Genomic DNA, 26,632 nt, shown 5'->3' with positions numbered 1-26,632 from the left:
GTATGGCGAATTAAATAGCCGTGCTTGTAGCCGGGGGGCATCACGCGATGGTATCCACCACGCCGCCGTCCACGCGCAAGGCCGCGCCCGTGGTTGCGGACGCCTCTTTCGAGCACGCGTAGACGATCATGTTCGCCACTTCCTCCACGCTCGCCGCGCGCCGGATGATGGAAGAGGCGCGATGCGTCTGCACGAACTGCGCGGCGACCTCTTCGACGGTTTTGCCCGAAGCGGCCACTTCGTCCTTGAGCATGTGCGTCACGCCATCGGAGAGTGTCGGGCCCGGCAGCACCGAATTGACCGTAACACCCGTACCCGCAAGGCGCTTGGCGAGGCCGCGTGCGAGCGCGAGTTGCGCGGTCTTCGTCATGCCGTAGTGGATCATGTCGCCGGGAATGTTCAATCCCGATTCCGACGAGATGAACACGATGCGCCCCCAGCCGCGCTCGACCATGGCATTCGCATAGGCGCGCGAGAGCCGTACGCCCGACATGACGTTCGTTTCGAAGAAGCGCAGCCACTCGGCATCGGGAATCTCGAAGAAGTCCTGCTGCTGAAACACACCGAGATTGTTCACGAGGATGTCCACCTGCGGATGCGCTTTCACGAGCGCGTCGCATCCCTGGGCACTGGCAAGATCGCCGACGAAACCCTGCACCCGCGCGCCGGGCGCAGCGGTACGCAGCGCCGCTTCGGCTTCGCGCACGTTTTCGGTGTGACGGCTGCTGACGATCACGTCGGCGCCCGCGAGCGCGAGGCCCTTGGCCGCGGCAAGGCCGATGCCCGCAGCCGAGCCGGTGACGAGCGCGAGTTTTCCAGTCAGATCGATTTTCATGCGGGCTCCTCGAGGAGAAGGCTGGCCACGCTTGCGAACGCGTGTTGAACGCGTGTTGAGCGTTCAGGACGCGACGTCACGCGCGGCCATCGTGAAGGGAACGGGCAGTGTACTGCGCAGGCGCTCTGGATGCTTTCTCAGGCGTCTCACGCACCCATTGCCGGATCGCTCACGCTGTCCCTGCCGGTTTCCACACGGCCTGCGAAGCGCCGTAGCACGCCGTTTTCCGCGCTCAGCGTGAAGTCGTACCAGCCGCCCGAATCCGCGACCGGCCAGTTCGACTGCACCTGTTCGCCGGCGCGCAACGCATAGGTCCAGGGTCCATCGCTGCGGTAGGCATTGGCCGCCACGCTCACGTTCGACGCCGCGCTCGCGCGGTTCGCGATGCTCAGCACGAGTGCATTGTTCGCGGCGTCGTAGCGCACGCGCACTTCGGGATTGGGTCCATGCGCCGCCGCGCGCACGTTGCCCTCGAAGGCGCGATGAAAACCGTTCGGGCCGAGCACCCACAGGCGGTATGCGCCGTCGTCGGCGGCGCTGGGCGTCCACGTGTCGCGCAGGGTCCTGCCGGCTTCGACGGTGTAGCGGCGCGGCGCTCTGTCGAGATGAAGCGTGTCGTACACGTGAAAGACGGCGCCGGCTTTCCCTTCGTTGCCGAACTCCAGTTGGATCTTGTGATGACGCCCGTCGACGCTCGCATCCACGTTGAGGCGGTACGGCAGCGCGCGCGAGGGCCGCGCCTTGCGCGCCTGCTGCGGCAGGGTCTGCATGTCGGACTGCGGCACGGGCACGGGCTTGAGCGCGTTCTGCTGCTTGTTCAGCGCATCGGCGTCGGCCTTTGTGGGCGCGGAAAACGCCCCCACGGCCTTTTCGTTCGGCATGCTGAAGTTGAATGCCGAGGTGAGATCGCCGAATACCGCGCGCCGCCACGGGCTGATATTCGGTTCGCGCACGCCGAAGCGCGCCTCGATGAAGCGCAGCACCGACGTGTGATCGAAGACTTCGGAGTTCACATAGCCGCCCGTGCTCCACGGCGAGACGACGATCATCGGCACGCGCGGCCCGGGCCCGAACGGCAAGCCGTCTGGCTTGACCGGCTTGCCGTCGCCGGGAGGGTTCGGCAGGGTGAAGTATTCGTGGCGCGTAGTGGCCGTGGATTTGCCTGCGTACTTGCCGTCCTTGATGGGCGAGGGCGGGCAAGGCGGCGGCATGTGATCGAAGAAGCAATCGTTCTCGTCGAAGTTCACGAAGAGCACGGTCTTGCTCCAGACGTCCGGGTTGCGCGTCAGCGCTTCGAGCAGCTTCTGGAGATAGTAGGCGCCCTGACCCGGTGTCGAAACGGCGGGGTGTTCGGAATAGGCCTGCGGCGCGATGATCCAGCTCACCTGGGGCAGCTGGTTCGCCGCGATGTCGTCATTGAGCGCCTGCAGGAAGCCGCCATCGGGCATCGTATTGCCGACGCCCTTATAGAGCGGTTCGCGTGCGTCGTGCGCCTCGGTCCACGGCACGTTGGGCGAGCCTTCGATCGTCTCGAGCACCTTGCGATAGCTCGCGAATCCGACGAGCGGATTGTCGGTGTAGTTATCGGGCTGGTTTTCGTACACCTTCCACGTCACGCCTGCGGCCTGCAGACGCTCCGGATACGTGGTCCATTTCAGGCCCGTGGACGGCGCGCCGATGTTGTCCCAACCATTGTTGGAGACCACGGCATAAGGGGAGGCCGTGGGGCCGTTGGTGCCGGTGAACAGAAAGAGCCGATTCGAATTGGTGCCTCCGTGCAGCGAGCAATAGTAGGCATCGCAGATCGTGAAGGCGTTGGCGAGTGCGAAATGAAACGGCAGGTCGGAGGCCTGAAAGTAACCCATCGAGGCATCGCCCTTGAACTTGGGCCAATGCGTCATGCGGCCGTGGTCCCAGGCCTCGTGCGCGTCGGCCCAGTTGTGCGCGCCGCCCGCGAGCAACGCGTTGCCCTTGCGGCTGTCCAGGTAGAACGGCAGCAGCGTGCGGGTGCCGTCGTTCTGTTGCCACACGTTGGCGCCGTTGGGCAAGGGAATCGTGATGCGGTCAGAGAAGCCGCGCACACCGGGCAGCGTGCCGAAGTAGTGGTCGAACGCGCGGTTTTCCTGCATGAAGACGACGATATGCTGCACGTCTTCAATCGTTCCGGTTGCGTTGTTGGCAGGAATGGCCAGGGCCCGCTGGATGGCGGGCGAAGCCAGGCTGAGCGTCGCGCCCGCGGCGGCGGCGCGAAGGAAATCACGGCGGTCCATCGAAGTCATGGTGGGTTCGCGTTGTTGTCGTTGTGCTCGCGACCATTAGCATGACACGTTGGCGCCGCCGCGGGCGCCAGATGAACGGTTACGGGTGCGCGTGCGCGCCGGTCAGAGCTTCACGCCGCCGGCCTCCGGCGGTTCGCGCCCCGGCTCGTCCAGCGGCAGTCTCGCGGCATCGTCGCTCCAGTACGGCTCCCGGCCGTAGTACTGGTGCACGGAACTGGCCCAGGTGCGATCGGCCATCGATGGCCACTCGCCTTTGTCGAAGCCCGGTGCGTTCTTCACGCGCTCGGAGTCGAGCGCAATCACGAAGCACTTGCGTGCCGCGTCGAGCGTGAGGGCATTCCACGGCACCGCGAGCAGTTTGTCGCCGATGCCGAGAAAGCCGCCGCTCGACATCACCATGTAGGCGATGCGGCCGCTTTCCACGTCGAGCATGATTTCTTTGACCTTGCCGACTTCGTCGCCGTCCGAACTCATCACGCGGTCGCCGTCCAGCGTACTGGCCGCCATCACGTCGGGGCCGGGGCCACGCGTGTCCGACTGGTCGCGGCCGACGATACGTGCACCGTCGCGTGCGCCTTTGCCGCTGGGCGATGCTGAACCGATCGGGGTTTGCGAGTAGGCCATGATGTTCTCCTTGTTCACGATGAAACACGCACGCCGGGGGTCTCCCGCGCGCGGCGCGCGCCGGTTATGCAAAAGATTGCGGAAGTTGAGGGCGCAACCATGCGCCCTGGCGGTCGTGGTGGCTCGAAGGAAGATTCAGTCGCTCTTGCCGCCGCCGTCCAGGCCCGCGCCTTTGCGCCACACTTCCTTGCCTTGCTCAGAGAGCTCGCCGCTGCTGTGGGTGGCGTCGGGCTCGGTGCCGTGCACGGCCATATCGCCGCCTGGCGGCTCCGTCGCGCCTTTCTTCTCGCGCTTGCGTTGCGCCACGCGCTCGTCGTGCGAGCGGCCTGCGTATTCGCTCATTTCGACCTCCCTGGGTTATGCGCATCGCATCACGACGCAATGCGGCTAGGGTTCGATCCCATGCCGGCCCGAAATGGACCGGCCACGCCGATTCCCCAGCATCGGTCATGCCGTGGCGCGCGAGGCGCGGCTATCGAGTGAGAACCGGTCAGGATGCCGAATCAAGGAAACGCCCGCGAACTGGCGCGTTGGGCGCCCCGGTGTCGTGTCAGTCGCTACAACGAGGATGTAAATCGTTCATGCAGCGCAGGAGGCAGGAGGCTCGAGCCTGTCACGGCGTGGCGACCCGGTGGAGGATGTCGAGCAGTTGCGAAACCGCGAAGGGCTTGCGCAGGAAGCCCACGACGTCGGCGTCGGGGGGCAGGGTGACGAGCGCGGAGACGAGCACGAGCGGCACACCCGCGAGCTTGCTGCTGCGCCTCATTTCGCGCATGAGGGAGAGACCGTCCATGCGCGGCATCATGCAGTCGGAGATCACGACATCGGGAGGGTCGTCGAGCGCGCTTTGCAGGGCATCCGAACCGTCTGCGGCAGTTCTGACCCGATAACCTTCCTGCCCGACCAGTTCCTTGAGCGCATCGAGCGCGTTCGTGTCGTCGTCGACTAGTAGTACGGTAGCCATACGTTTCTTGCGTGAGCGGCCTGGCCGATCATGGCGGCTGGGCCTTTGTTCTTCGCGATCGCGTCGCGGCGGGCCGAGGGTATCCGGCGGCCGTTTCGCAGTTCGCAATTTCTGTTCCCGCGGCGCGCAATCGCGATCAGCGCTCGGCATCGTTGCCGTCTCGTTCATCATCCTTGTGTCGCCGCGCCCCGTTGCGCGGTCGAGCCGCGCGCGCCCAGTTGCGCCGCGACGATGAGTGCCGAGACTTCGGCAAAGCTGCCGAACGCCTCGTCGGGCAAGCGGCGCAGGGCGTCGATCACGTCGCGCGGCGCGCCGCTGCGCTCGGCGGTTTCGATCAGCGTAGCGGGGTGCGCGGGCCAGGTGACGCGTTCGAGGGCGTGCAGCACGCGATCGCTCAGCGCCTCGGCGTTCGAACGCGCCTCGTCAGGGGTGTCAGATCGTGCGGCCTCGCAAGCGGAAGCTGGCTTCATCGGCTCCTCCTTCGAAGATCGCGACGCCTCCCGCAGTTGCCGTTCCCGGCGCCCATTATCTGTGCGTGCCGTGCGCCGTGGTTACGGGCTGGGAGAGGACGTGGCCGCGCGCGCGTCCTCCCGGGCAATCGGGCGGCCGTTCACGCGGGAAGCTTGTCGGCGAGCACGTCGGCGCGGCGGATCTGCGGCGGCGCGGCCAGCAGTTCGCCCGCGCGCGCCATCAATGCCGCGGCCACCTGGCCGTTCAGATGCGCGCTGCGGCCGGCTTCGTCGTCGAATGCGTCGAAGATCGCAAACGTCGTGGCGTCGAAGCGCACGCCGAACCAGGCCGGCGTGCCGGGCTCCGCATCGACCAGCGGCTTCGCGCTCGCGAGAAATGCCGCGAGTTCCTCTTCCTTGCCGGGCTGCGCGTGCAGCTCGACGTACAACGCATGCTGGGTCATGACATGGCTCCTGTTACGTCGTGGCGTCTCAGGCATGGTCGCGGTCCTTCGGGGCGTTCGTCAAGCGCCAGGAGGGCGGCGGCCAGGGCGAATGTTTTTCAAATTGATGCCGTAAACTCAGGCATATCTTCAGACCACGCCGTACATGCTAGATCCGGTCAATATCCTTCTCGTCACGGTGCTTTCGAGCATCATGAGCCTCGCCATTCTCGGCTCGCTGCGGCCTGCGGGTATTCCCGGCGTCGGGCGGTGGATTGGCGCCTATTTGATGGCCAGTGTGGCGCTCCTGCTCGCGGGCCTGCAACGGCTTGGTTTTCCCATCCTCACCGTGTTCGTTGCGAACACCTTGCTGGCGCTCGCCGTCGTGCGGCTGCTCGAGGGCTGCCGTCAGTTCTTCGGGCTCAAGCCGCGCGTGCCGCTCGCCTACGCGGGAACCGTTGCGCTCGCAATGGGTATTGTGTGGTGGTATTGGGTCACGCCCAGTCTCGGCGCGCGCGTGGCCGTCGTCTCCGCGTTTCATGCGGCTATCTACGCGTCGCTCGGCTGGCTCTCGCTGCGTTGCCGCCCGCCTGAGCGCCCCGTGTACAGCTATCGGTTCGTGACCCTCGCGGCGTGGCTGGGCGCGTTCGCGCACGCGCTGCGCGGGGTGATGTACGGCAGCGGCTTCGTGAAGCAGTACGGGCTGCTCGATTTCACGCCGCTCAACGTCGCGTGGCTCGCGCTCGGCATTCTCGTGCTGCCTTCGCTTTCGATCGGCATGGTTCTGCTCGCGCACGATCGCATGGCCGAGCGGCTCGAACGCCTCGCGAACCAGGACGAACTGACCGGCGCACTCACGCGCCGCGCCTTTCTCGCTCAGGCGAATGCGTCGCTCGAAGCCGCGCGCGAGAAGGGCCAGCGGGTCGCGTGCGCGATCGTCGATATCGATCACTTCAAGTCGATCAACGACCGCTACGGGCACGCCGCAGGCGACCGCGTGCTCGCGCAGTTCTGCCGCGTCGTGAAGGGCGGCGTGCGCGTGGAGGACTTGTTCGGCCGCCTCGGCGGCGAGGAATTCGCGCTGCTCTTCGTGGGCATGACCCGTGACGACGTCGTGACGCGTCTCGATGAATTGCGCGTGTTGACGCTCTCCGTGCGCCGCAGCGCCGACGCTCATGCCCGCGAATCCGGCGAGGCGCCCCACGACGGCCTGACGTTCAGCGCCGGCGTGGATGAACTGCAGGCGCAAGACTCGCTCGCCACGTTGATGGCGCGCGCCGACGCCGCGCTCTATGTCGCCAAGTCACGCGGGCGCGACCGCGTCGTGGCCATCTGACGATTCCGTCGGTCTCCTCCACGCAATCTATGCGTGGTGAATCAGCGCTCGCGCCCTTTCGCGGCGCGACGGGCAATCCTGTCGAAACTCCATGCGCTACGCATAGTTGCGCAATGCGAGGCGCTTAATAGCGCTGTTTTTAAACGATAATTATCAATGGCGCGACTGACGTTGCGTGCAGCGTGAAGGCGCTTTCGCTGCATGACGTGCAAGGTCCAGGTGGCCTGCGTGGCGCGCCTCAAAAATTTTCGGGCGGGCGTTTCTTCCCTTGTAACCAGTGGCGATCACGCGAAGCGGGATTCGTGCGGATATGAAGGCGCCTGCTCCGGGCGCCCCGCGCCCGCATTGGTTTTCTCTCAAGCGCGCTCTGGCGCCGCCGGCCGTGACCGCTCCCCGCCGCGCGCCGCGACTCACGCGCTCGCCAGTCATTGCATCAGCCACATTCAAAAGTCCGCTGCCGGAATGCGCACGTCAGGCCTCATCGCGCGTGTCGTTTCGCTGCGGGCACATTACGGGCCTGCCTTTCGGAATCCTTCCTGACCAGACAAGTCGCCTCCGGGGCCGGCCTTTAACCACAAGGAGCCTGAGATGAAAGTTGGCAGCAACTGGCGTAACGCACATAACAACGACGCGGCATTGCCCGCATTCCTCGCAGCACGTGTCGATCGCTACTACACCGAGCGCGTGCAGGAAAGCTGGGCCGGGGGCCACATCATGAAGGGCCGTGTCGCCGATGCCGATGCCTTGCACCTTTCGAGTAACGACTATCTTTCGATTGCGCGCCACCCCGAGATTCTCGATGCAATGTGCATGAGTATCCGCTCGGAGGGCAACGGGCTCCTGATGTCGGGTGTGTTCCTGCACGGCGACGACTGCCCGCAGCTCGCGCTCGAAGACCGCTTCGCGTCATACATGGGGGCCGAAGCGAGCGTGCTGTGCCAGTCGGGTTTTGCCGCGAATACGGGGCTGATCCAGTCGATCGCCAATGCGCAGACGCCGGTGTACGTCGACATGATGGCGCATATGTCGCTGTGGGAAGGCATCCGCAGCGCCGGAGCGCGGGCGATTAGTTTCTTCCACAACGATGTCGATCACCTCGAGCAGCGCATCCAGCGCTACGGGGCCGGGATCGTGATCGTCGATTCGGTGTACAGCACGAACGGCAGCGTCGCGCCGCTCACGGCGATCGCCGAAGTGTGCGCCGAGCACGACTGCGTGCTGGTCGTCGACGAGTCGCATTCGCTCGGCACGCACGGCCCGCACGGCGCAGGCATGGTGGCCGAGCTCGGGCTCATCGACCGCGTGCATTTCCGCACCGCGAGTCTCGCGAAGGCGTTTGCCGGGCGCGCGGGCATCATCAGCTGTTCGCGGCGTTTTCAGGAGTATTTCAAATGCGAGGCGCTGCCCGCCATTTTCAGCTCGACGCTGCTGCCGCATGAAACGGCGGGTCTCGCGGCGACGCTCGACGTGATCGAGCGCGAAGACTGGCGGCGTGCGCGTGTCGCTGCCAACGCGCGTTACGTGCGCTCACGGCTGGCCGAACTTGGCTACAACCTGAACGGCAGCGAAACGCAGATCATTGCGCTCGAAGCCGGCCCGGAGCCGCAGACGATCGTGCTGCGCGACGCGCTCGAGGCACGCGGCATTTTCGGTTCGGTGTTCTGTGCGCCCGCCACGGCGCAGAACCGCTCGCTCGTGCGGCTCTCGCTCAATGCGGCGCTGTGCGAGGAAGAACTGGAGCGGCTCGTCGAAGTGTGCGCGGAGATTCGCGACGAGGTGCAGATGTGGAACTGGCCGTCCACGCGCCGCAACGAACGCAACGCGGGCCGTGCGCGCACGCGTCTGCCGCAGGCCGTGGTGAACATGCCGATGGTGGCCGTGGCGGCCTGAGCCGTGCGCGATTGAGGTGCCGTGGAGCGAGACAGCGGTAGCGTGGGGTGCGCCCGGCTATCAGGGCGCACCCCACGCCGCCTGGATCTCGCGGTCCAGCTGGTCGAGATGCCGGTCGTAGGGCAGCACGTTGTCGAGTGCGAGCCCCGCCGGCTTCTTCACCACGGCGTAGAGATAGCGGCGGTCGCCGTGAAACTCCGATGCGGGGTGCATATACGGCTGCCATTCCGCGCACTGTGACGGGTAATAGCCTTCCGTGCGCCAGAAATAAGGCAGGCTGCGACGGCTGTCGAGCTCGGCGAGGAAGCCTGTGGGCGCACCTTGTTCGACGGCGATCTCACGCACGCCGCGCAGCGATTCGTCGGTGTGAATGACGAGCAGGTACGCGGTGCCGACACCGTCGAACATCAGGAGTCCGTGCGGTTGGTACGAGAGATAGTGCTCGACGATGCCCAGTGAATCGGCAATGCCCTTCACGTGCGCGGCGAGTGCATGATCCTTGAGGAAGGCATATTCGGAAACGGCGAGCGCGTCGAGCACGGTGCTGCAGCAGCGGTCGAAATACGCGCGCTGCATATCGTCGATCGCCTGGTTCAGCGTTTCCACCGCATCGACTTCATGCTTGCGGATGAAGCGGTCGATCAGCCCTTCGTTGAAGCTCTTCACGGCCACGTGCTCGTCGGCTTTGCCGGTCAGCACGATTTTCCTGATCGACGGGTCGGTAATGCGGCGGCAAAACTCCATGCCGTTGAGTTCGGGCATGTCGTAATCGACCACCACGACCGAAACCGACTCGAAGCGCGAAGCGTTATGTACCAGACTGCGTATCGCATCGACGCGCATGGCGATGACCTGGTGCGCATCGTTTTCTTCCGTGCGGTCCAGATAGGGGCTGAAGATAGGCTCCGCCGCGCGGTCGTGCGGCGTACGGCCATTGAGGAACTTCAGCGCCTCGGAGGGCGAACTGAACAGGCGGAAGGCCAGGTCGGGGTCGAGTTGCAGGCTCAGGTTCGAAAGGAACGCGGCGCTGTCGTCGACGAAGGCGACGGTGGTCGGATAGGAGAACGGCTGAATGGCTTTCGTCATGGCGCAGGGAATGTCAAAACGAACTCGGTGTATTCGCCTTTTACGGAAGAGCACGTGATTGCTCCACCCATCGCTTGCATGACATCGCGGCAGAATGCCAGCCCGATTCCTGCTCCGAGCGTCACGTCATCGGTGGCGGTTGTCGAAGTATAAAAGCGCGTGAAGATGTGCGGCAATACCTCAGGGGAAATACCGGTGCCCGTATCGCTGAAAATCAAACGATTGGCCCTTTGCCCTGATTCAAGACGAATCGAAATCTGCGCGCCTTCGATGCTGCCCATATGCCGGAAGGCATTCTTGAGCAGATTGAAGAGCACGTGAACGGTAAGCATTTCAGATCCGTGGAATTCGAAATCGGGGCGCAGATTGCAGATTACCCGACGCCGGTCGCCTTCGCGAAATGGAAAACGCGCGAGCGCGGTTTCCACGCAATGTACGATCGAACATATCGTTGCGTTTTGCATGTTGCCGCCCGTGAAGCGCGCCGTGGCGAGCAGCATGTCGATGATCGCATTCGAATGCAGTGCTTCCTGTTCGATGCGGCCTACCACGCCTTGCAGCGAATGCAGATGCGCCACGCGTATCTTGGGCACCGGCAAGCGGCTGCGCTGTGCGAGTTGATAGGTGTCGAGCAGCGCAGGCAAATAGCGCATGAGGCCCGCGGCGCCCACGCGGATCGCCACGAGCGGCGTGCGCAGTTCGTGCGCCACGCTGCCCGCCGTGGCGAGCATGGCGCGCTCCTGTTCGATCTGAATGCGGTCCTGATCGTAATTGGCCACCGCGCCGATCGCGACCGCGAATGAAAAGATCGCCAGATGCGTGAGGTAGTTCGGCCCGAGCACGATGGGGTAGGTGGTGAGGCAGTACGCGATCACCGCGAGGCTGATGCCCACGAGGAACTGCAGCACGAGCATGAGCCAGTCGAGCAGCAGCACCATTACGAACGCCGCGATCAGCGCGCTTTCCACCCACACTTCGTTGCCGTTGTTCTTGAGCAGCATGAACGTAAAGAAGAACGGCAGTGCGTAGAGCGTGCAGAAGTACCAGTACCACGGCAGCAGCTTTTTCAGCGCGGCGGGCCAGCGCTCGAACGCGAGGATCGGTATGAACAGAAACGAGCCGATCAGGCGCAGCGTGAGATTTTCATACGGCTGAGGAAAGAGGTCTTTCCAGACGTAGTAGTAAAGCGGGAAGCCCACGCTTGCTACCACTGCGAGCGGGCGCATGCGGCGCTTCACGTATTGCAGGTTGCGCAGCGCGGGCGCGAAGGCGCGCACGAAGCGCGGACGCATCGACGCCCAGGCTCGCCTCAGTCGCACCGAGGTTCTTGAAACGTTCATCAGGATGGAATCGCTCATCGTTCTGGCCGGCGCGCGTGATCCGGCCGGTCTTCTTGCGTCTCGCTTTTTTGGTGCCCCGTTCTGCCGTTGGGTTCGCGTGGTCGGACCCCGTCTCCACCACACAAAGAAAGACAATATCACCAAAGGATTGTAGCGATGAGGCGGGTTTGGCCCTTAGTTCGGCCTGCGATGGGCTTCGGCGCCGCGTTGACGGGGGAATGTTATGCGTGGTGCATCGATTCACCCCTGTCTGGAGGCGTTCGATGGGCGCTGGAGGGTCTTGCGAGGGCGCTGGGGTGTGTTCAGGCCGTTGGCTCTCGTGGTGCGGAAACGAATTGCTCGATGATGTCGTTCAGCGGCTGCGGCGCGTCGCGATGCGGGGAATGGCCGCCCTGCGCGAGCGCGTGGACGCGCGCGTGCGGCACGGCCGCGCCGATCGCTTCGACTTGCGCCATGGTGCCGTAGTGGTCGTCGAGCGCCTGCACGGCGAGCAGCGGCACGCGAATCGACGCCAGCTCGCCGACGATGTTCCAGGACCGGAAGGCGGGATCGAGCCAGATATCGTTCCAGCCGTAGAATGCGGAATCGACATCGTCGTGATAGCGCGCGAGCTTTTCGCGCAAGCGGGTCGTTTCGTACGCAACCTTCGCCTCGCCGATGCTATCGACCGAAATGTCTTCGACGAACACGTGCGGCGCAATCGCCACCGCGCCCGCGAGTGCTTCGGGGAAAGCGGCGGCGTAGAGCAGGGCGATGGAGGCGCCGTCGCTATGACCGATCAACCACATGCGCGCGCGGTCGGCCGCGCTCACGCCAAGCGTGTCGAGCAGCGCGGGTAACACGTCGCGCGCCTGCGCCGACATGAAATCGACCGGCCATTTCACGCCTTGCGCGCGTGGTGTGGAACGGCCGTAACCCGGACGCGAATAAACGAGCCCGCGCATGCCGAGGCGCTCGCAAAGCGCGGCGGGCCAGTCTTTCCACATCGCGATCGAGCCGAGACCTTCGTGCAGGAACACAGCGAGCGGCGCGTCGCTGGCGGCCGCGGCGATCCAGCGATATTCGATGCGCAGCGCATCGCGCGTGGACGTGGTGGCCAGATCGGCGAAATCGCTTTCGTTCATGGCGTTTGTCACTGCCACGACTGAAACTGCTGACGCAGCCGGAAACGCTGGATCTTGCCGGTCGCCGTTTTGGGCAGATCGTCGACGAACAGAATGTCGCGCGGATACTTGTGCGCCGCGAGCCGCGTCTTGACGAATGCCTTCAGCTGCTCGGCCAACGCGTCGTGCGCGGTTTCCACGGCCGCGTGCTTGAGGACGACGAACGCGCAGGTCTTCACGAGCCCGCCCTGATCGATGCCGATCACGGCCGCTTCGAGCACGGCTTCGTGCTGCATGAGCACCATCTCCACTTCGATGGGCGAGACATACTGGCCGCTCACCTTGAGCATGTCGTCGCTGCGGCCCGCATAGACATAGGCGCCGCCCGGCAGGCGCCGGTACTTGTCGCCGCTCCGCACCCAGTCGCCGAGGAAGGTCGCGCGCGACTTCTCGCGATTGCACCAGTACATCACGGCTGCGCTCGGCCCGCGGATGAAGAGGTCGCCGATCTCTCCGTCGGCCACGAGCGCGCCGGTTTCGTCGCGCAGTTCGATTTCGTAACCGGGCACAGGGCGGCCCGTGGTGCCGTATTCGACCGCGCCTGGCCGGTTCGAAAGGAAGATGTGCAGCATTTCCGTGGAGCCGAGGCCGTCGAGAATGTCGCTGCCGAAGTGCTCCCTGAAGCGCTCGCCCAGCTCGCGCGGCAGCGCTTCGCCCGCGGAGGTGCACACGCGCAGCGCGACGTCGGCGCGTGCCGGCAGGTTCGGCGAGGCCATCATGCTGGCGTAAAGCGTGGGCACGCCGTAGAACACCGTGGGCCGATGTTGCACGAGCCGCGCGAATACGGCGTTGGCAGTGGGGCGTTCGGCCATCAGGATCGTGGTCGCGCCGACCGAGAGCGGAAACGAAAGGCCGTTGCCGAGGCCATAAGCGAAGAACAGCTTGGCCGCCGAAAACACGATGTCGTTTTCGCGTATGCCGAGTATGGGCTTCGCGTAAGTCTCGACGGTCCAGTAGAGATTGGCGTGCGTATGCACCGTGCCTTTGGGCTTGCCCGTCGATCCCGACGAGTACAGCCAGAATGCGATGTCGTCACAGCCTGTTTGCGCGGCGCGCGGGGCGGGCTCGGCGCATGCGATCAGATCGGCGAGGACGTGTTGGGGCTCGTGAGAAATGGACTGCGACGCAGGCAGGGAAGCGGGCTGCGAAACGATTAACTGGCAATCCTCACATTGTGCCTCGGCCAGCGCGGCGCTCACGGCGGCCAGCACCGCGCCCGAGGCGATCACCACGCGCGCGCGGCTGTGCGTGAGCATATACACGTAGTCGGCCGGCGTGAGCAGCGTATTGACGACCACCGGCACGATGCCCGCATAGAGCGCGCCGAGAAACGCAATCGGAAGCTCGACGGTGTCGAGCATCACGAGCAGAACGCGCTCTTCCGTGTGGACACCCAGCGCGCGCATGGCGGCCGCGAAGCGGCGGGCCTGCGTTTCTAGTTCGCCGTAGTTCAGCGCGAGCGTGTCGTCGATATACGCGGTTTTCGCAGCGCGCGCGGCGTTGAGCGAGAACAGGTGCGTGGCGAAGTTGAATTGCGCGGGCGGCGGCACGGCCGCGGCGTGTTCCGGCGACGCTGCTGGGATGGGCACGGTGTTGTCTCCGCTCAGTCTGATTCGATCGGATTTGTCGTCGATCAACCTTTTCGCGGAAAATTAGCCGTTAGCAAAATGCATGTCAAGCACTATAGTACACAAACACGGGTTCAGGGATTCCCTAAGATGAAGCAAACTTACATTGCCGAGCCGCCAGCGGAAGCCGCCGACGAGGCCTCGCGCGGCGAGCGCACCGAACGCGATCCGTTCCTGACCGCCATGGGCGAGCGCGTTCGCATGCTGCGCGCGCGGCGCGGCATGACGCGCAAGACGCTGGCGGCGGAAACCGGGCTCTCGGAGCGGCATCTGGCGAATCTGGAGTCCGGGGTGGGGAATGCCTCCGTGCTGGTGTTGCGGCAGATCGCGACCACGCTGAACTGCCCGCTCGCCGAGGTGATCGGCGACGTCACGACCTCGTCGGCGGAATGGCTGCTGATCCGCGAGTTGCTGCAGGGGCGCGATCCGGCCGCCTTGCAGCGCGCGCGCATGGCGCTCGCCGAGATGTTCTCGCACACGAGCGCCGACCCGCACCGCAACGAGCGCATCGCGCTCATCGGCCTGCGCGGCGCGGGCAAGTCCACGCTCGGGCGCATGCTCGCGCAGGAACTGAAGGTGCCGTTCGTCGAGTTGACGCGGGTGATCGAGCAACTGGCGGGCTGCCCCCCTTCGGAAATCCATTCGCTGTATGGCGCGAGCGCTTATCGCCGCTACGAGCACCGGGCGCTCGAGGCCGTGATCGCGGAGCACCCGCGCGCCGTGATCGCGTCGCCGGGTGGCCTCGTTTCCGAGCCTGCCACGTTCAATGTGCTGCTCGCGCACTGCTTCACCGTCTGGCTGCAGGCCGCGCCCGAAGAGCACATGCGTCGCGTCGTGGCGCAGGGCGACCTGCGGCCCATGTCGGGCAATTCGGGCAACAGCGAGGCGATGGACGACCTCAAGCGCATCCTGGCGGGCCGCAGCGAACTGTACGGCCGCGCCGACATGACCTTCGACACCAGCGAGAAGACGCTCGCCGACGCCTATCTGCAACTGCGCGACCGGCTCGCCGCCCGGCTGGCCGCGGAGGCGCCCCGCATCGAGTGAGCGGCGGGCGCTGGCTGCGGCATCGCGGGTTTACCCCCTTTCATGCATTAAAATGCATTAATGTGCTTTACATGAGCAATCCATCGCACTATCGTTCATTGAAACGAAGTGTAGACAGGAGACGCTCATGGCCGCAGCCGAAACCGCCGTCGCCCCGCAGCGGGTCGATTACCGCACCGATCCTTCGCAGTACCGGCACTGGAAGCTTTCTTTCGACGGCGCCGTAGCGACGCTCGGTATCGACATCGCCGAGGACGGCGGCATTCGCGACGGCTACAAGCTGAAGCTGAATTCATACGACCTCGGCGTCGATATCGAACTGCACGATGCCCTCCAGCGCATCCGCTTCGAGCATCCGGAAGTGCGCACCGTCGTGCTGACCAGCCTGAAGGACCGCGTGTTCTGCTCGGGCGCCAACATCTTCATGCTCGGCCTCTCCAGCCACGCCTGGAAGGTCAACTTCTGCAAGTTCACCAACGAAACGCGCAACGGCATGGAAGACTCGTCGCGCCATTCGGGCTTGAAATTCATTGCGGCCGTGAACGGCGCGTGTGCCGGCGGCGGCTACGAACTCGCGCTCGCGTGCGACGAGATCATGCTGGTGGACGACCGGTCGTCGTCGGTGGCGCTGCCGGAAGTGCCGCTGCTCGGCGTGCTGCCGGGCACGGGCGGCCTCACGCGCCTCACCGACAAGCGCCGTGTGCGCCACGACCGCGCCGATATCTTCTGCACCGTGGTGGAAGGCATTCGCGGCGAGCGCGCGAAGGCCTGGCGCCTCGTGGACGACGTCGTGAAGCCGAACCAGTTCGGCCAGGCCGTGCAGGCGCGCGCGCTCGAGCTGGCCGCCACGAGCGATCGTCCCGCGGATGCGAAGGGCATTGCGCTCCCGCGCATCGAACGCGTGGAGCACGACGGCGGCCTGAGCTATGCCACTGTCGATGTCACGATTGACCGCGCGAAGCGCACCGCGACGTTCACGGCCAAAGCGCCCGCCGCGGCACCTGTTTCGGATCTCGAAGCAATCGTCGCCGCCGGTGCATCGTGGTGGCCGCTGCAGTTCGCGCGCGAGCTGGACGACGCGCTTCTCTCCATGCGCACCAACGAGCTCGACATCGGCACGTGGATTCTCAAGACCGCTGGCGACGCCCGCACCGTGCTCGCCGCCGACGCCGCGCTGCTCGCGCACCGCGACCACTGGTTCGTGCGCGAGACCATCGGCATGCTGCGCCGCACGCTGGCGCGCATCGATGTCTCTTCGCGTTCGCTGTTCGCGCTGATCGAGCCGGGCTCGTGCTTCGCCGGCACCTTCGCCGAACTCGCGTTCGCCGCGGACCGCACGTACATGGCCGCGCTCCCCGCGAACGAAGACGAAGAGCCGGCCATCACGCTGTCGGAAGCGAACTTCGGCCTCTACCCGATGGTTACGCATCAGTCTCGCCTCGCGCGGCGCTTCTATGAGGAAACCGAACCCCTCGATGCCGTGCGCGCGAAGATCGGCGAAGCGGTCAAGCCGGTCGAGGCGGAGCGCCTGGGCCTCGTGACGGCCTCGCCCGACGACATCGACTGGCCCGACGAAATCCGCCTCGCGCTGGAAGAGCGCGCGGTCATGTCGCCCGACGCGCTCACGGGCCTGGAGGCGAATCTGCGCTTCAACGGGCCGGAGACCATGGAAACGCGCATCTTCGGCCGGCTCTCCGCGTGGCAGAACTGGATCTTCAACCGGCCCAACGCCGTGGGCGAGAAGGGCGCGCTCAAGGTGTACGGCAAGGGCAGCAAGGCGCAGTTCGACGTCGCCCGCGTTTGATAGCCGTCTCCGCCAAGGCGTTTGCCACAAGGAACCGCAATGTCCACGATCAATTACAGCGAAAAGATCCCGAACAACGTCAACCTGGCCGATGATCGCGCGCTGCAGCGAGCGCTCGAACAGTGGCAGCCGAACTTCCTCTCGTGGTGGGGCGACATGGGCCCCTACGGTTCACACGGCTACGACGTCTATCTGCGCACGGCGGTGAGCGTCGACGCGGGCGGCTGGGCCCACTTCGACCATGTGAAGATGCCTGACTATCGCTGGGGCATCTTCCTCACGCCGGGCGATGCGGACCGCAAGATCCATTTCGGCGCGCACAAGGGCGAGGCGGCGTGGCAGGACGTGCCCGGCGAGCACCGCGCGAACCTGCGCCGCATCATCGTCACGCAGGGCGACACGGAGCCCGCCTCCGTCGAACAGCAGCGCCATCTCGGCCTCACCGCGCCCTCCATGTACGACCTGCGCAACCTGTTCCAGGTGAACGTGGAGGAGGGCCGGCACCTGTGGGCGATGGTGTATCTGCTGCATCGCTACTTCGGCCGCGACGGTCGTGAGGAAGCCGAAGCATTGCTGGAACGCCGCTCCGGCGACGACGACAACCCGCGCATACTCGGCGCGTTCAACGAGAAAACGCCCGACTGGCTGGCGTTCTTCATGTTCACGTACTTCACCGACCGCGACGGCAAGTTCCAGCTTTCGGCGCTGTCCGAATCCGGCTTCGACCCGCTCGCGCGCACGACGAAATTCATGCTGACCGAAGAGGCGCATCACATGTTCGTCGGCGAGTCGGGCATCTCGCGCGTCGTGCAACGCACCGCGCAGGTCATGAACGAGCTGAAGACCGACGACGTGAACCGCTTGCGCGCCGCGGGTGTGATCGACCTCGAAACGATCCAGCGTTACCTGAACTTCCACTACTCGGTGACGATCGACCTGTTCGGCGCCGATCACTCGTCGAACGCCGCGACCTTCTACAGCTCGGGACTGAAGGGCCGCTACGAAGAGACCAAACGCGACGACGACCACCAGCTCGAAGGCCAGCAGTACCGCTTGCTCGACGTGCAGGACGGCAAGCTCGTGGAGCGCGAAGTGCCGATGCTCAACGCCATGAACGAAGTGCTGCGCGACGACTACATCAAGGACTCGATTGCAGGTGTGAACCGCTGGAACAAGGTGCTGGAAAAGGCTGGTATCGATGCTCGCTTCACTGTGCCGCACAAGGCCTTCAACCGCCAGATCGGCACCTTCGCGGGCGTGCGCGTGTCGCCGGACGGGCGCGTGATCGGCGAGACCGAATGGGCCGCGAACGAAGCGAAATGGCTGCCCACCGCGGAAGACCGCGCCTACGTGGCCTCGCTCATGGGCCGCGTGATCGAACCGGGCAAGTTCGCCAACTGGATCGCGCCGCCGGCCATGGGCATCAATCGGCAGCCCGTCGATTTCGAATACGTGCGCTTTAACTGAGGGGAGCGGCGGCGCGCAGCCACGCGTTCGCGCGCCGCGGCGGGAGACAATCATGAACGGTCCGCTACCCGTGGAAATTCTCAGGCAACACCTGATCGATCCTGAAATCTGCATACGCTGCAATACGTGCGAGGAGACGTGCCCTGTTGACGCGATCACGCACGACGGCACCAACTATGTGGTGAAGGCCGATGTCTGCAACGCCTGTATGGCGTGCGTGCCGCCTTGCCCGACCGGCGCGATCGACAACTGGCGCAACGTGCTCAAGGCGGAGACGTACACCATCGACGAGCAGTTCACGTGGGACGAGTTGCCTGCGCAGAATCCATCGGTGGGGGCGCCAGTCGTAGCGGCGGAAGCGGGCGGTGGGGCTAGCATTGCGCAAGCGGCGCCGAATGCCGCCGATGCGCCCGTGGGCGGCTCCGACACGGTGCGCGGCTCGACCGTGCCGCCGTGGTCGGCAGCACGCCCCTATGTCCAGCTCTACACGCACAAGGCGCCGACCACAGCGACCGTGGTCGGCAACTATCGTCTCACCGACGACGCCAGCGAAAGCGACATCCATCACATCGTGCTCGACTTCGGCGCCATGCCGTTCCCGGTGCTGGAAGGCCAGTCCATCGGCATCCTGCCGCCGGGCGCGACCCCGGAAGGCCGGGTCCATCACGCGCGCCAGTATTCGATAGCGAGCCCGCGCGACGGCGAGCGCCCCGGCTACAACAACGTGTCGCTCACGGTGAAGCGCGTGACGCGCGATCACAGGGGCAACGCGACCGACGGCGTGTGCTCGAACTATCTCTGCGATCTGAAGAAGGGCGACGCGGTGACCGTGATCGGGCCGTTCGGCAATACCTTCCTCATGCCGAACCATCCGAACTCGCATCTGCTGATGATCTGCACGGGCACCGGTTCCGCGCCCATGCGCGCGATGACCGAATATCGCCGCCGCCGCAGGCTCAAGGGCGCCACCGGCAAGCTCATGCTGTTCTTCGGCGCGCGCACGCAGCAGGAGTTGCCGTACTTTGGACCCCTGATGAATCTGCCGAAGGATTTCATCGACACGAACCTCGCCTTTTCACGCACGCCGGGCCAGCCCCGGCGCTATGTGCAGGACGCCATGCGCGAGCGCGCCGTGGACGTCGCGCAACTGCTCGAGGACGGCAACACGCACGTCTATGTTTGCGGGTTGAAGGGCATGGAAGACGGCGTGCTGCAGGCGCTTCAGGAGATCGCCGAAAAGCACGGCATGGGCTGGGAGGCGTTGTGGGATCGCTTGAAGCGGGAAGGGCGGCTGCATCTCGAGACGTATTGAAACGTCCGGCGCAGTGAAGCGAGGCCTGAATCGAAACGGGTGAGAGACTCGCGATAATTTAAGCACGATCGTTCGAGAAGCGTTACGATGGCGCATCGCACAGGCGTGCACAGTCGCGAACAGACGCGCGCCGCAGACGGAGATCGCCTCGATGAACCTCGTTGCTGAAATGCCCGCCGGCCTGACCGGCGTCGAACAGTTGCAGCACTTGCTGCATGGAACCCGTGGTCCGGCCATTGGCGAAACGCTTGGCTTCAGGCTGGTCGAAGTCGAGGAGGGCCGCGTCGTGTTCGAAGGCACGCCCGGTCTGCACGTGTACAATCCCATCGGCACGGTGCACGGCGGTTACGCGGCCACGTTGCTCGATTCCGCGTGCGGGTGCGCGGCGCATTCGCGCCTCGGCACGAATCAGGGCTACACCACGCTGGAGCTGAAGGTCGCGTACCACCGGCCCATGACCGCCGACACCGGCACCGTGCGCGCAGAAGGGCGCGTGCTCAGTATCGGCCGCCGTGCGGCCTTCACGGAGGCCAGCATCACGGATGCGCAGGGCAAGCTCTACGCGTCCGCCACTTCCACCTTGCTCGTGTTCGACCGCTGACGCGGCGAGACCGGCGCGCGCTAGAGCGCCGCGCGCGCCTTGTCCTCGATGAGCCGCACGAGCGTCTGCAGCATCCGGTTCGCAGGCGTGGGCACGCCAAGCGCCGTGCCGCGTTGCACCACATAGCCGTTGAGGTGATCGATCTCGCTGAGCTTGCCGCGCGCGAGGTCTTGCGCCGTGGACGAGTATTGGCCCGGCATGGTCTGCGCGATGCGCGTCACCACGCTGTCCATGTCCGGCGGCAGCGTCACGCCGTCGGCCTGTGCGACGGCCATGCATTCGCCCACGATGTCGCGCATCGTCTCGCTCACGCCCGCCCCCTTCACGAGACGCCCATAAGGCAATTGCGTGATCGCCGAAAGCGCGTTGTACGCGCAGTTCACGATCAGCTTCGCCCAGAGCGCGCCGCGCACATTGGGTGAGATTTCCGTGGGCACGCCCGCGTCGATGAGCGTGCGCGCAACGGCGTCGCTCGCGCGCGAAGGCTCGATCACCAGCTCGCCGCGGCCGTGATGGCGTACGTGGCCCGGCCCCGCCATCTCCGTGGCGACATAGACCACGGCGGCCGCCACGTCTTGTGAGATCACGGTGCGCAGACGCTCTGCGTTATCGGCGCCGTTCTGCAGCGTGAGCACGAGCTTGTCGGCGCCTAGATGCGGTTTGATTGCGGCGCCCGCGCTTTCTGTATCGGTCGACTTCACGCAGAACAGCACGAGGTCCGCGTCCGCGACGGCAGCGGCTTCGGTGCTGGCCGTGAGATGCGGCGCGCCGAGGCGCTCGTCGAACTGCTGCGCTTCGAGGCGCAGCCCGTCGCGCGTAATGGCCTCGACGTGCTGAGGCCGGCCGATCAAGACCACATCGTGTCCCGCGCGAGCGAGCATGCCGCCGAAAAAGCAGCCTACTGCGCCTGCGCCCATGACGGCGACTTTCATTTGCGTCTCTCCTGTGTGGCGTGCTTCGTTGCCTGAAATGTCCCGCGGCGTGCCGGTGCGTTCAGCGCAGCTCGAAGCCGAGTGCGTTGAGCGCGTCGCGCAGGCGGTCGCGGCCGTGCAGCGACTCGCGGCTGCGCCAGCGCGCGAGCGATCGCACGGTCCAGCCTGCCGCGCTCAATCCCTGGGCGGTCTGGAAGCCGCTCATGACTTCGTCGTACTGCGCAATCGCGTCCGCCTGCGAAGGCGCGTCGTATTGCTCGCGATGGAGCACGACCTCCTGCGGCAAGCGCGGCTTCACATCCGCAGGGCGGGTTTCGTCGGGATAGCCCACGCACAGGCCGAATACGGGGAGCACGCGCGGCGGCAAACCGAGTTCCGCGGCCACCTGCTCAGGCTGATTGCGGATGCCGCCGATATACACGGCGCTCATGCCGAGCGATTCGAGCGCGACCACGGCGTTTTGCGCGGCGAGCGCCGCGTCGATCATGCCGACGACCAGCGTCTCCATGTAGTGGAGACCTTCGACGCTCGCTCCGCTGCGCGCGCCGGCCGCTTCGAGGCGCGAGAGGTCCGCGAGCCACACGAGAAAGAGCGGTGCGGCGCGAACGTGCGACTGGCCACCCGCAAGCTCGGCGAGGCGCGCCTTGCGTTCGGGGCTTTCGATGGCAACCACGCTCCACGTTTGCAGGTTCGACGAGGTCGAGGCCGATTGCGCCGCGGCGATCAGCGTTTCGAGCGTGCCATCGGGCAGCGGACGGTCCGCGTAGTTGCGCACCGAGCGGTGCGCGAGCAGCGTGTCGAGCGTATCGTTCCAGGCCGGCAGCGGCGCGGACCACGGCGTGCCATAGCGCGCTTCCAGCGCGCGCACGGCATCGGCGAGATCGGCAGCGGGTCGTGCGGGCGTGGTGACGGTGGACATCGGGTTTCTTCTCCGGCAAATGAAAGTTGATTCGTGGCGCTGAAATTCGGGGCACCAGGCGCCGTATGGTACATGGCCCGGGCGATTAGCGCAGGCGTTCATCGGCGCAGGTCCATGGACCCACGGGCGCGCCAGCAGAGTTCGTGCGTGACCGGTATCATCAGAGGCTGCGCATGCGCTCGAAAGCGACCTGCTTCGCGCCGCGGCGCCATCTTCCGCTTTCCCCTGTCTTCGGCAGCCCTGTCTGCCCCTTCTTCCGGGAGGCCTTCCCATGTCCGTTGATTCCCCGAATGCGTCGCCGGTCTGGTTCGTGACCGGCTGTTCGACCGGCTTTGGCCGCGAACTCGCCCGCGCGGTGCTCGCGCGCGGCTGGCGTTGCGTGGCGACTGCACGCAACAAGGCGTCGCTCGACGATCTCGCGCCCGAGGCCGGCGATCGCCTGCTGCCCGTCTCGCTCGATGTGACCGACGCGGCGCAGATCGACGCCGCCGTCGCGGCCGCGCAAAAGCAGTTAGGCGCGATCGACGTGCTCGTCAACAATGCGGGCTATGGCTATCAGAGTTCGATCGAGGAGGGCGAGGAGCGCGAGATCCGCGCGCAGTTCGACGCCAACGCGTTCGGCCTGTTCGCGCTCACGCGCGCGGTGCTGCCGGGCATGCGCGCGCGCCGCAAGGGCCACGTCATCAACATTACGTCGGTGGCGGGGCTCGCGGGCTTTCCGGGTTCTGGCTACTATGCGGCCTCGAAACACGCCGTGGAGGGATTCTCCGATTCGCTGCTGGCGGAAGTCGGCCCGCTCGGCATCAAGGTGACCTGCGTGGAGCCGGGGCCGTTTCGCACGGACTGGGCAGGCCGCTCGCTCGTGCAAACGGCGAGCCGTATCGATGACTACGCCGAAACGGCGGGCGCGCGGATGCAGCGCACGGCGCAAGGCAGCGGGCATCAGCCGGGCGATCCGGTGCGCGCGGCGCAGGCGATGATACGCATCACGGAAACCGACAAGCCGCCGCGGCATCTCGTGCTGGGTGCATTCGGCGTCGATGCGGTGGCGAACCGCTTGCGCGCGGCGCTCGCCGATATCGAGGCGTGGCGCGAGTTGAGCCTCGGCACGGACTATCCGGCGAAGAGTTGAGCCGGCGGCTCACGCCGTGGCGATCATCAGCGTGCCGGTTGCCACGAGCGCCCCGCGCCAGAGCCAGTCGAAGTTGATCCAACCTCGCCGCAGCACGCCAAGACCGAGATACTCGTAGGCGAGCAGCGCGATGACGGCCGTGGTGGCGAGCGTCGTGGCGGTATGCAGCGCGGTGAACGCAAACGACAGCGCAAGCGGGTTCGCAAGGCCCGCCGCGCTGCCTGCCCCACCGCACAGCGGCAGCATGGCGGGCATCAGCATGAGTCCCGCGCCGTGCAGCGTGGCCATCAACGCGGACCACGCCACAAGCCCGGCAAAGCCCACGGTCATCCCCACGCGCACGCGGTGCCGATGTCCGTACGCGTACTGCCATGCGGCCCACGCGATCAGGAGTGCGCCCAGGCACCCGTGCAGCGCCGCGCCCGGCAGATGCGCGCCCAGCGCCGCGGTGGAACTCGTGAATAGCAGAATGGACGCGGCGTGACCGAGCGCGATGGGCGGCAAGGCGAGCAGCAACGCCGTGCGGCTGCCGCGCTGCAGCCCGAGCGCGGTCGCGAAGAGCCAGCCCATCGCCGGATTCACGCCGTGAAAGACGCCGCTGCCCACCACGGCTGCCCAGGCGCCCCAGTGCGCGCCGATGACCTCCTCCATATCGTGCTCCGCGCTTATGGGTAGCAGTACGAATCGGATGAGCAGTCGCCGCCTTCGAGCCGGATCTGGTGTGGGCGGTGCGACTTCGGCCATTCGACGAAGAAGCGCTCGTCGAATTCGAGCCCGCCTTCGGGCGCTGCGTCCAGCTTCACCATCCAGCCGTCGATGCCTTCGGGATAGAACTGCGCGTCGATCGCACCATACAGTGAGTTGCTGAAATAGACGCGCCGGCCGTCGCGGCTCACTTCCACCATTTGCGGGCCGCCGTTGAGCGCGCGTTCGGGCGCGAACGGGTGCGCCGCGCGCGCCGCGATGCCGCCGATGCGCACGCAACCCGTCAGGCGCGCATGCTCAGGGTCCGACACATCGTACTGGCGCAAATCGCCCGTTCCCCAGCACGCCGCGTAGAGGAAGCGGTCGTCGAGCGAGAGCGCGATATCGGTGACGAGCGGCGGCACCGCGGCAAATCCCTTGAGCATGGGCGGCAGATGCTCGGGATCGGCCGGCTCCGCCGGAATTTCGATGATCTTGCGCGCGGCCCACTGGTCGCCGTCGAGATACCACTGCCAGATCGAGGCCGAGAGGTCCTTCAGGCTGATTACGGAGTTCACGAAACCATAGGGGCGCGTGGGGTTGTGCGCGGGGCGCAGCTCGAACACGAGCTGGTTTTCTGCGCCGAAGTCGAGCACCTGCTTGTGCTGGCGCGTGTGCAGATCCCAGAAGTGCAAACGATGGCCATACTGGCCGCCGAGCAGGACTTCGGGCACGAGGCCGTTCTCGAAGGTCGCGGGCAGCCCCCACTCGCTCGTCACGAGCGTGTCGTAGCCGAGGTGCCACCAGCCGTCGTAGGCGAGCTGCTGCGGGCCGCGGTCGATCTCCCACTGGCCGAGAATGTCGAAACTCTCGTGGTCCATCAGGAAGACGCCGCCGGGCGCCTCGCCCTGCGCGTTCGCAAGCGACGTCACATAAATGCCATCCGGCCCGCAATGCACGGTGTGCGGACGCGTGTAGCCCGCGCGCTGCGCAACGCTCTCGGGCTCGTGCACGCGCGCGATATGCGGGCGGCGCGCGTCAGGCTTGGTGTCGACAATATGAATGCGCGACGAGCGCAGGCCGGGCACGACGAGATAGCGGCGCTCGGTATGCGCGTGGGGAGCGTTGGGGCACAGGCACGAACTGCAGGCATTCCAGCCGAAATGGTGGAGCTCGTCGCCGACGTTGGGCATTGCGAGCCGATGCACGATGCGCCCGAATTCCGGCGAGCGCGGGTCCAGATCGACCACGTCGAGCGAATCGGGCACGCTGCGCGTGGGGTCGAAGCTGGCGACGTATGCCAGGGTCTCCGGCGGGGCTTCGCCTGCCATGCGCGCAGACGGGTAGAAGGTCGGGTCCGGTTGCCACGTCGCCATTGCTGCCCCCTCATCGAAGATTCGGAAGAGCCCCTATCATGCATCAGAGTGGCACAGTGCGTTGCACACGTGTTCCATATTCCATCCGGATAGAAGCTTATGCATTGGAGCAATGAAAGCCGATTAGGTGCGCTGCGGGAATAGTAAATTCGCTTTTGCAGCATTTATTCGCGAGGCCAACGTTCCTAGACTTGTACTCAACGGATGCAGACAAGCAACTGCGCCGATTTCAAGTTACTGGAGGTTAGTCATGAGAACGCTCATCAAGGCCGTTGCGATCGCTGCCGTACTTGCAGTGCCGGCCATTTCGTTTGCACAGTCGCAAGGCACCAATGGTCCTGTGACGCGTGCGCAGGTGCGTAGTGAGCTGAAGCAACTCGAAGCCGCGGGTTATCGTCCCTCGGTGAACGATCTGTATTACCCCGATGATCTGCAACGGGCGCAGGCGCGCGTGAACGCGCAAAGCGGTGGTGCCGTTGCGCAGGCAACCGGCTATGGCCCGGCTACGAGTGGCTCGTCGCAAAGCGGTGCGCGTACCGATGGCGCGGTTAGCAGCTATTCGCCTCCGGTATATAACGCGCATTGAGTTTGACCGCGGCAGGAAGCCGATTCATGCCGCATGATGACTATCAGCCCGCAACGGCGCGAAGGCGCACCGTTGCGGGCTGATTCGTTTCCCGCCTGCGCATACGGCACACAGAGCGGCCACGTTCAGTCTCAGTCTCGCGGCGCCGCACGCTCGTCAATCCACTTGCGCGTGGACTCGAGGATCTCGTTCGATAGCGCGGGGTCGTCGCACAGCCGCGCAAGCACGACCGCACCCACCATCGCGGCCCAGCCGCCAATCGCCGCCTGGCGCGCCGCCGGGGCGCCGGCGCCGTTGATGCCCCCGCTCAGGCGCTCGATTTGACGCTCCAGACCAGCCGCCATAACGGCGCGCGCTTCGGGCGTTTGCCGCGCGGTTTCTGCGGCGAGCGCCGCGGTCGGACAGCCGTCCGCCACGTTGTCGCGATGTTCGGCACTGAGGTAGCGCGCCGCATAGCGCGCCAGATCGGAATCGCCGCCTTCGCCCTGGGCAAAGACATGGGCGAGCGTTTGCGCGATCAACTCGTCCTTCGATTTGAAATAGCCATAGAAGCCGCCGTGCGTCAGACCGGCGGCGCTCATCACGTCCGCGACGGTGACCGCATCGTAGCCGTGCTCGCGAAAGAGCCGGCCGGCGGCTTGCAGGATCTGCTGGCGATTCATTTCTACCTGTTCGCGACTGACCCTCATTGTTCTCTCCGCTATCCATCATTCGACGCTTGACATTATACATGAT

Annotated in this window: 25 protein-coding genes; 9 read left to right on the top strand and 16 right to left on the bottom strand. The window is 65.5% G+C overall.

Features of this window, described 5'->3' with window-relative positions; genetic code table 11:
* Nucleotides 1-40: 40 nt before the first annotated feature.
* From AB4Y44_RS15525 to AB4Y44_RS15495, 7 genes are all read right to left on the bottom strand, one after another.
* A complete protein-coding gene (locus AB4Y44_RS15525; protein ID WP_368700111.1) occupies nucleotides 41-835 on the bottom strand; it encodes an SDR family NAD(P)-dependent oxidoreductase in 795 nt (264 codons plus the stop codon).
* A gap of 146 nt (nucleotides 836-981) precedes the next feature.
* On the bottom strand, nucleotides 982-3,114 hold the full coding sequence (locus AB4Y44_RS15520) for a phosphocholine-specific phospholipase C (protein WP_368700110.1): 2,133 nt from the start codon (nucleotides 3,112-3,114) through the stop codon (nucleotides 982-984).
* A gap of 102 nt (nucleotides 3,115-3,216) precedes the next feature.
* Nucleotides 3,217-3,738, bottom strand: coding sequence for a PRC-barrel domain-containing protein (locus AB4Y44_RS15515; RefSeq protein ID WP_342918662.1), 522 nt, complete (start codon nucleotides 3,736-3,738; stop codon nucleotides 3,217-3,219).
* Nucleotides 3,739-3,873: 135 nt separating this feature from the next.
* Nucleotides 3,874-4,080 (bottom strand): hypothetical protein, encoded by a 207-nt coding sequence (locus AB4Y44_RS15510; RefSeq protein ID WP_133180301.1) that lies wholly within the window; start codon nucleotides 4,078-4,080, stop codon nucleotides 3,874-3,876.
* A 271-nt stretch (nucleotides 4,081-4,351) separates the two neighbouring features.
* A complete protein-coding gene (locus tag AB4Y44_RS15505) occupies nucleotides 4,352-4,702 on the bottom strand; it encodes a response regulator (protein WP_342918663.1) in 351 nt (116 codons plus the stop codon).
* Nucleotides 4,703-4,869: 167 nt separating this feature from the next.
* A complete protein-coding gene (locus tag AB4Y44_RS15500) occupies nucleotides 4,870-5,172 on the bottom strand; it encodes a DUF2795 domain-containing protein (RefSeq protein ID WP_368693190.1) in 303 nt (100 codons plus the stop codon).
* Nucleotides 5,173-5,312: 140 nt separating this feature from the next.
* Nucleotides 5,313-5,615 (bottom strand): antibiotic biosynthesis monooxygenase, encoded by a 303-nt coding sequence (locus AB4Y44_RS15495; protein ID WP_324150797.1) that lies wholly within the window; start codon nucleotides 5,613-5,615, stop codon nucleotides 5,313-5,315.
* Between the two features lie 145 nt (nucleotides 5,616-5,760).
* Here AB4Y44_RS15495 and AB4Y44_RS15490 point away from each other — a divergent pair, with 145 nt between their 5' ends.
* Together AB4Y44_RS15490 and cqsA are read left to right on the top strand one after the other, a co-directional pair.
* Nucleotides 5,761-6,930, top strand: coding sequence for a GGDEF domain-containing protein (locus tag AB4Y44_RS15490; RefSeq protein WP_368700109.1), 1,170 nt, complete (start codon nucleotides 5,761-5,763; stop codon nucleotides 6,928-6,930).
* Nucleotides 6,931-7,518: 588 nt separating this feature from the next.
* Nucleotides 7,519-8,820 (top strand): alpha-hydroxyketone-type quorum-sensing autoinducer synthase, encoded by a 1,302-nt coding sequence (gene cqsA, locus AB4Y44_RS15485; protein ID WP_368700108.1) that lies wholly within the window; start codon nucleotides 7,519-7,521, stop codon nucleotides 8,818-8,820.
* A gap of 60 nt (nucleotides 8,821-8,880) precedes the next feature.
* On the opposite strand, the gene AB4Y44_RS15480 is transcribed toward cqsA, so the two are convergent.
* The 4 genes from AB4Y44_RS15480 to AB4Y44_RS15465 all read right to left on the bottom strand — a co-directional run bounded on the left by AB4Y44_RS15480 (nucleotide 8,881) and on the right by AB4Y44_RS15465 (nucleotide 13,998).
* Nucleotides 8,881-9,906, bottom strand: a complete 1,026-nt coding sequence (locus AB4Y44_RS15480) for a response regulator (RefSeq protein WP_342918667.1) — start codon at nucleotides 9,904-9,906, stop codon at nucleotides 8,881-8,883.
* Nucleotides 9,903-11,264 (bottom strand): HAMP domain-containing sensor histidine kinase, encoded by a 1,362-nt coding sequence (locus AB4Y44_RS15475; RefSeq protein WP_342918668.1) that lies wholly within the window; start codon nucleotides 11,262-11,264, stop codon nucleotides 9,903-9,905. The genes AB4Y44_RS15480 and AB4Y44_RS15475 overlap by 4 nt, the downstream gene beginning before the upstream one ends.
* A 284-nt stretch (nucleotides 11,265-11,548) precedes the next feature.
* A complete protein-coding gene (locus AB4Y44_RS15470; protein WP_368700107.1) occupies nucleotides 11,549-12,370 on the bottom strand; it encodes an alpha/beta fold hydrolase in 822 nt (273 codons plus the stop codon).
* Nucleotides 12,371-12,378: 8 nt separating this feature from the next.
* Nucleotides 12,379-13,998, bottom strand: coding sequence for a benzoate-CoA ligase family protein (locus AB4Y44_RS15465; RefSeq protein ID WP_368700106.1), 1,620 nt, complete (start codon nucleotides 13,996-13,998; stop codon nucleotides 12,379-12,381).
* Nucleotides 13,999-14,127: 129 nt separating this feature from the next.
* Here AB4Y44_RS15465 and AB4Y44_RS15460 point away from each other — a divergent pair, with 129 nt between their 5' ends.
* From AB4Y44_RS15460 to AB4Y44_RS15440, 5 genes are all read left to right on the top strand, one after another.
* Nucleotides 14,128-15,084, top strand: coding sequence for a helix-turn-helix transcriptional regulator (locus tag AB4Y44_RS15460; protein WP_368700105.1), 957 nt, complete (start codon nucleotides 14,128-14,130; stop codon nucleotides 15,082-15,084).
* 127 nt (nucleotides 15,085-15,211) lie between these two features.
* Nucleotides 15,212-16,888, top strand: a complete 1,677-nt coding sequence (boxC, locus tag AB4Y44_RS15455; RefSeq protein ID WP_342918672.1) for a 2,3-epoxybenzoyl-CoA dihydrolase — start codon at nucleotides 15,212-15,214, stop codon at nucleotides 16,886-16,888.
* 39 nt (nucleotides 16,889-16,927) lie between these two features.
* Nucleotides 16,928-18,355 carry a benzoyl-CoA 2,3-epoxidase subunit BoxB gene (gene boxB / locus AB4Y44_RS15450; protein ID WP_342918673.1) on the top strand — a complete coding sequence of 476 codons (1,428 nt, stop codon included), beginning with the start codon at nucleotides 16,928-16,930 and terminating at the stop codon, nucleotides 18,353-18,355.
* Between the two features lie 52 nt (nucleotides 18,356-18,407).
* Nucleotides 18,408-19,667 (top strand): benzoyl-CoA 2,3-epoxidase subunit BoxA, encoded by a 1,260-nt coding sequence (boxA, locus tag AB4Y44_RS15445; RefSeq protein ID WP_368700104.1) that lies wholly within the window; start codon nucleotides 18,408-18,410, stop codon nucleotides 19,665-19,667.
* A gap of 151 nt (nucleotides 19,668-19,818) precedes the next feature.
* A complete protein-coding gene (locus AB4Y44_RS15440; protein ID WP_368700103.1) occupies nucleotides 19,819-20,268 on the top strand; it encodes a PaaI family thioesterase in 450 nt (149 codons plus the stop codon).
* Between the two features lie 20 nt (nucleotides 20,269-20,288).
* Here AB4Y44_RS15440 and AB4Y44_RS15435 read toward each other — a convergent pair whose 3' ends face one another.
* Both AB4Y44_RS15435 and AB4Y44_RS15430 read right to left on the bottom strand, forming a co-directional pair.
* Complete coding sequence (locus AB4Y44_RS15435; protein ID WP_368700102.1) at nucleotides 20,289-21,200, bottom strand: ketopantoate reductase family protein; 912 nt, start codon at nucleotides 21,198-21,200, stop codon at nucleotides 20,289-20,291.
* A 61-nt stretch (nucleotides 21,201-21,261) separates the two neighbouring features.
* Entirely contained in the window at nucleotides 21,262-22,119 is an 858-nt protein-coding gene (locus AB4Y44_RS15430) for an NADPH-dependent oxidoreductase (RefSeq protein ID WP_368700101.1), read from the bottom strand.
* Between the two features lie 271 nt (nucleotides 22,120-22,390).
* On the opposite strand from AB4Y44_RS15430, the gene AB4Y44_RS15425 reads away from it, so the two are divergent.
* Nucleotides 22,391-23,251: an oxidoreductase gene (locus tag AB4Y44_RS15425; protein WP_368700100.1), complete on the top strand. Its 861-nt coding sequence runs from the start codon at nucleotides 22,391-22,393 to the stop codon at nucleotides 23,249-23,251.
* 9 nt (nucleotides 23,252-23,260) lie between these two features.
* Here AB4Y44_RS15425 and AB4Y44_RS15420 read toward each other — a convergent pair whose 3' ends face one another.
* Both AB4Y44_RS15420 and AB4Y44_RS15415 read right to left on the bottom strand, forming a co-directional pair.
* Nucleotides 23,261-23,902 (bottom strand): hypothetical protein, encoded by a 642-nt coding sequence (locus tag AB4Y44_RS15420; RefSeq protein ID WP_342918679.1) that lies wholly within the window; start codon nucleotides 23,900-23,902, stop codon nucleotides 23,261-23,263.
* Between the two features lie 14 nt (nucleotides 23,903-23,916).
* Entirely contained in the window at nucleotides 23,917-25,311 is a 1,395-nt protein-coding gene (locus tag AB4Y44_RS15415; protein ID WP_342918680.1) for a selenium-binding family protein, read from the bottom strand.
* 250 nt (nucleotides 25,312-25,561) lie between these two features.
* Here AB4Y44_RS15415 and AB4Y44_RS15410 point away from each other — a divergent pair, with 250 nt between their 5' ends.
* Nucleotides 25,562-25,897, top strand: a complete 336-nt coding sequence (locus AB4Y44_RS15410; protein ID WP_342918681.1) for a DUF4148 domain-containing protein — start codon at nucleotides 25,562-25,564, stop codon at nucleotides 25,895-25,897.
* Between the two features lie 131 nt (nucleotides 25,898-26,028).
* Here AB4Y44_RS15410 and AB4Y44_RS15405 read toward each other — a convergent pair whose 3' ends face one another.
* On the bottom strand, nucleotides 26,029-26,586 hold the full coding sequence (locus AB4Y44_RS15405; RefSeq protein WP_342918682.1) for a TetR family transcriptional regulator: 558 nt from the start codon (nucleotides 26,584-26,586) through the stop codon (nucleotides 26,029-26,031).
* Nucleotides 26,587-26,632 lie beyond the last annotated feature (46 nt).

Origin of the sequence: Paraburkholderia sp. BR10937 (assembly GCF_040965695.1) — a bacterium.
In the GTDB taxonomy this organism is placed as follows: Bacteria; Pseudomonadota; Gammaproteobacteria; order Burkholderiales; family Burkholderiaceae; genus Paraburkholderia.
Note: the sequence above shows the minus strand (reverse complement) of the source record. Positions and strands in the feature narration are given on the sequence as shown.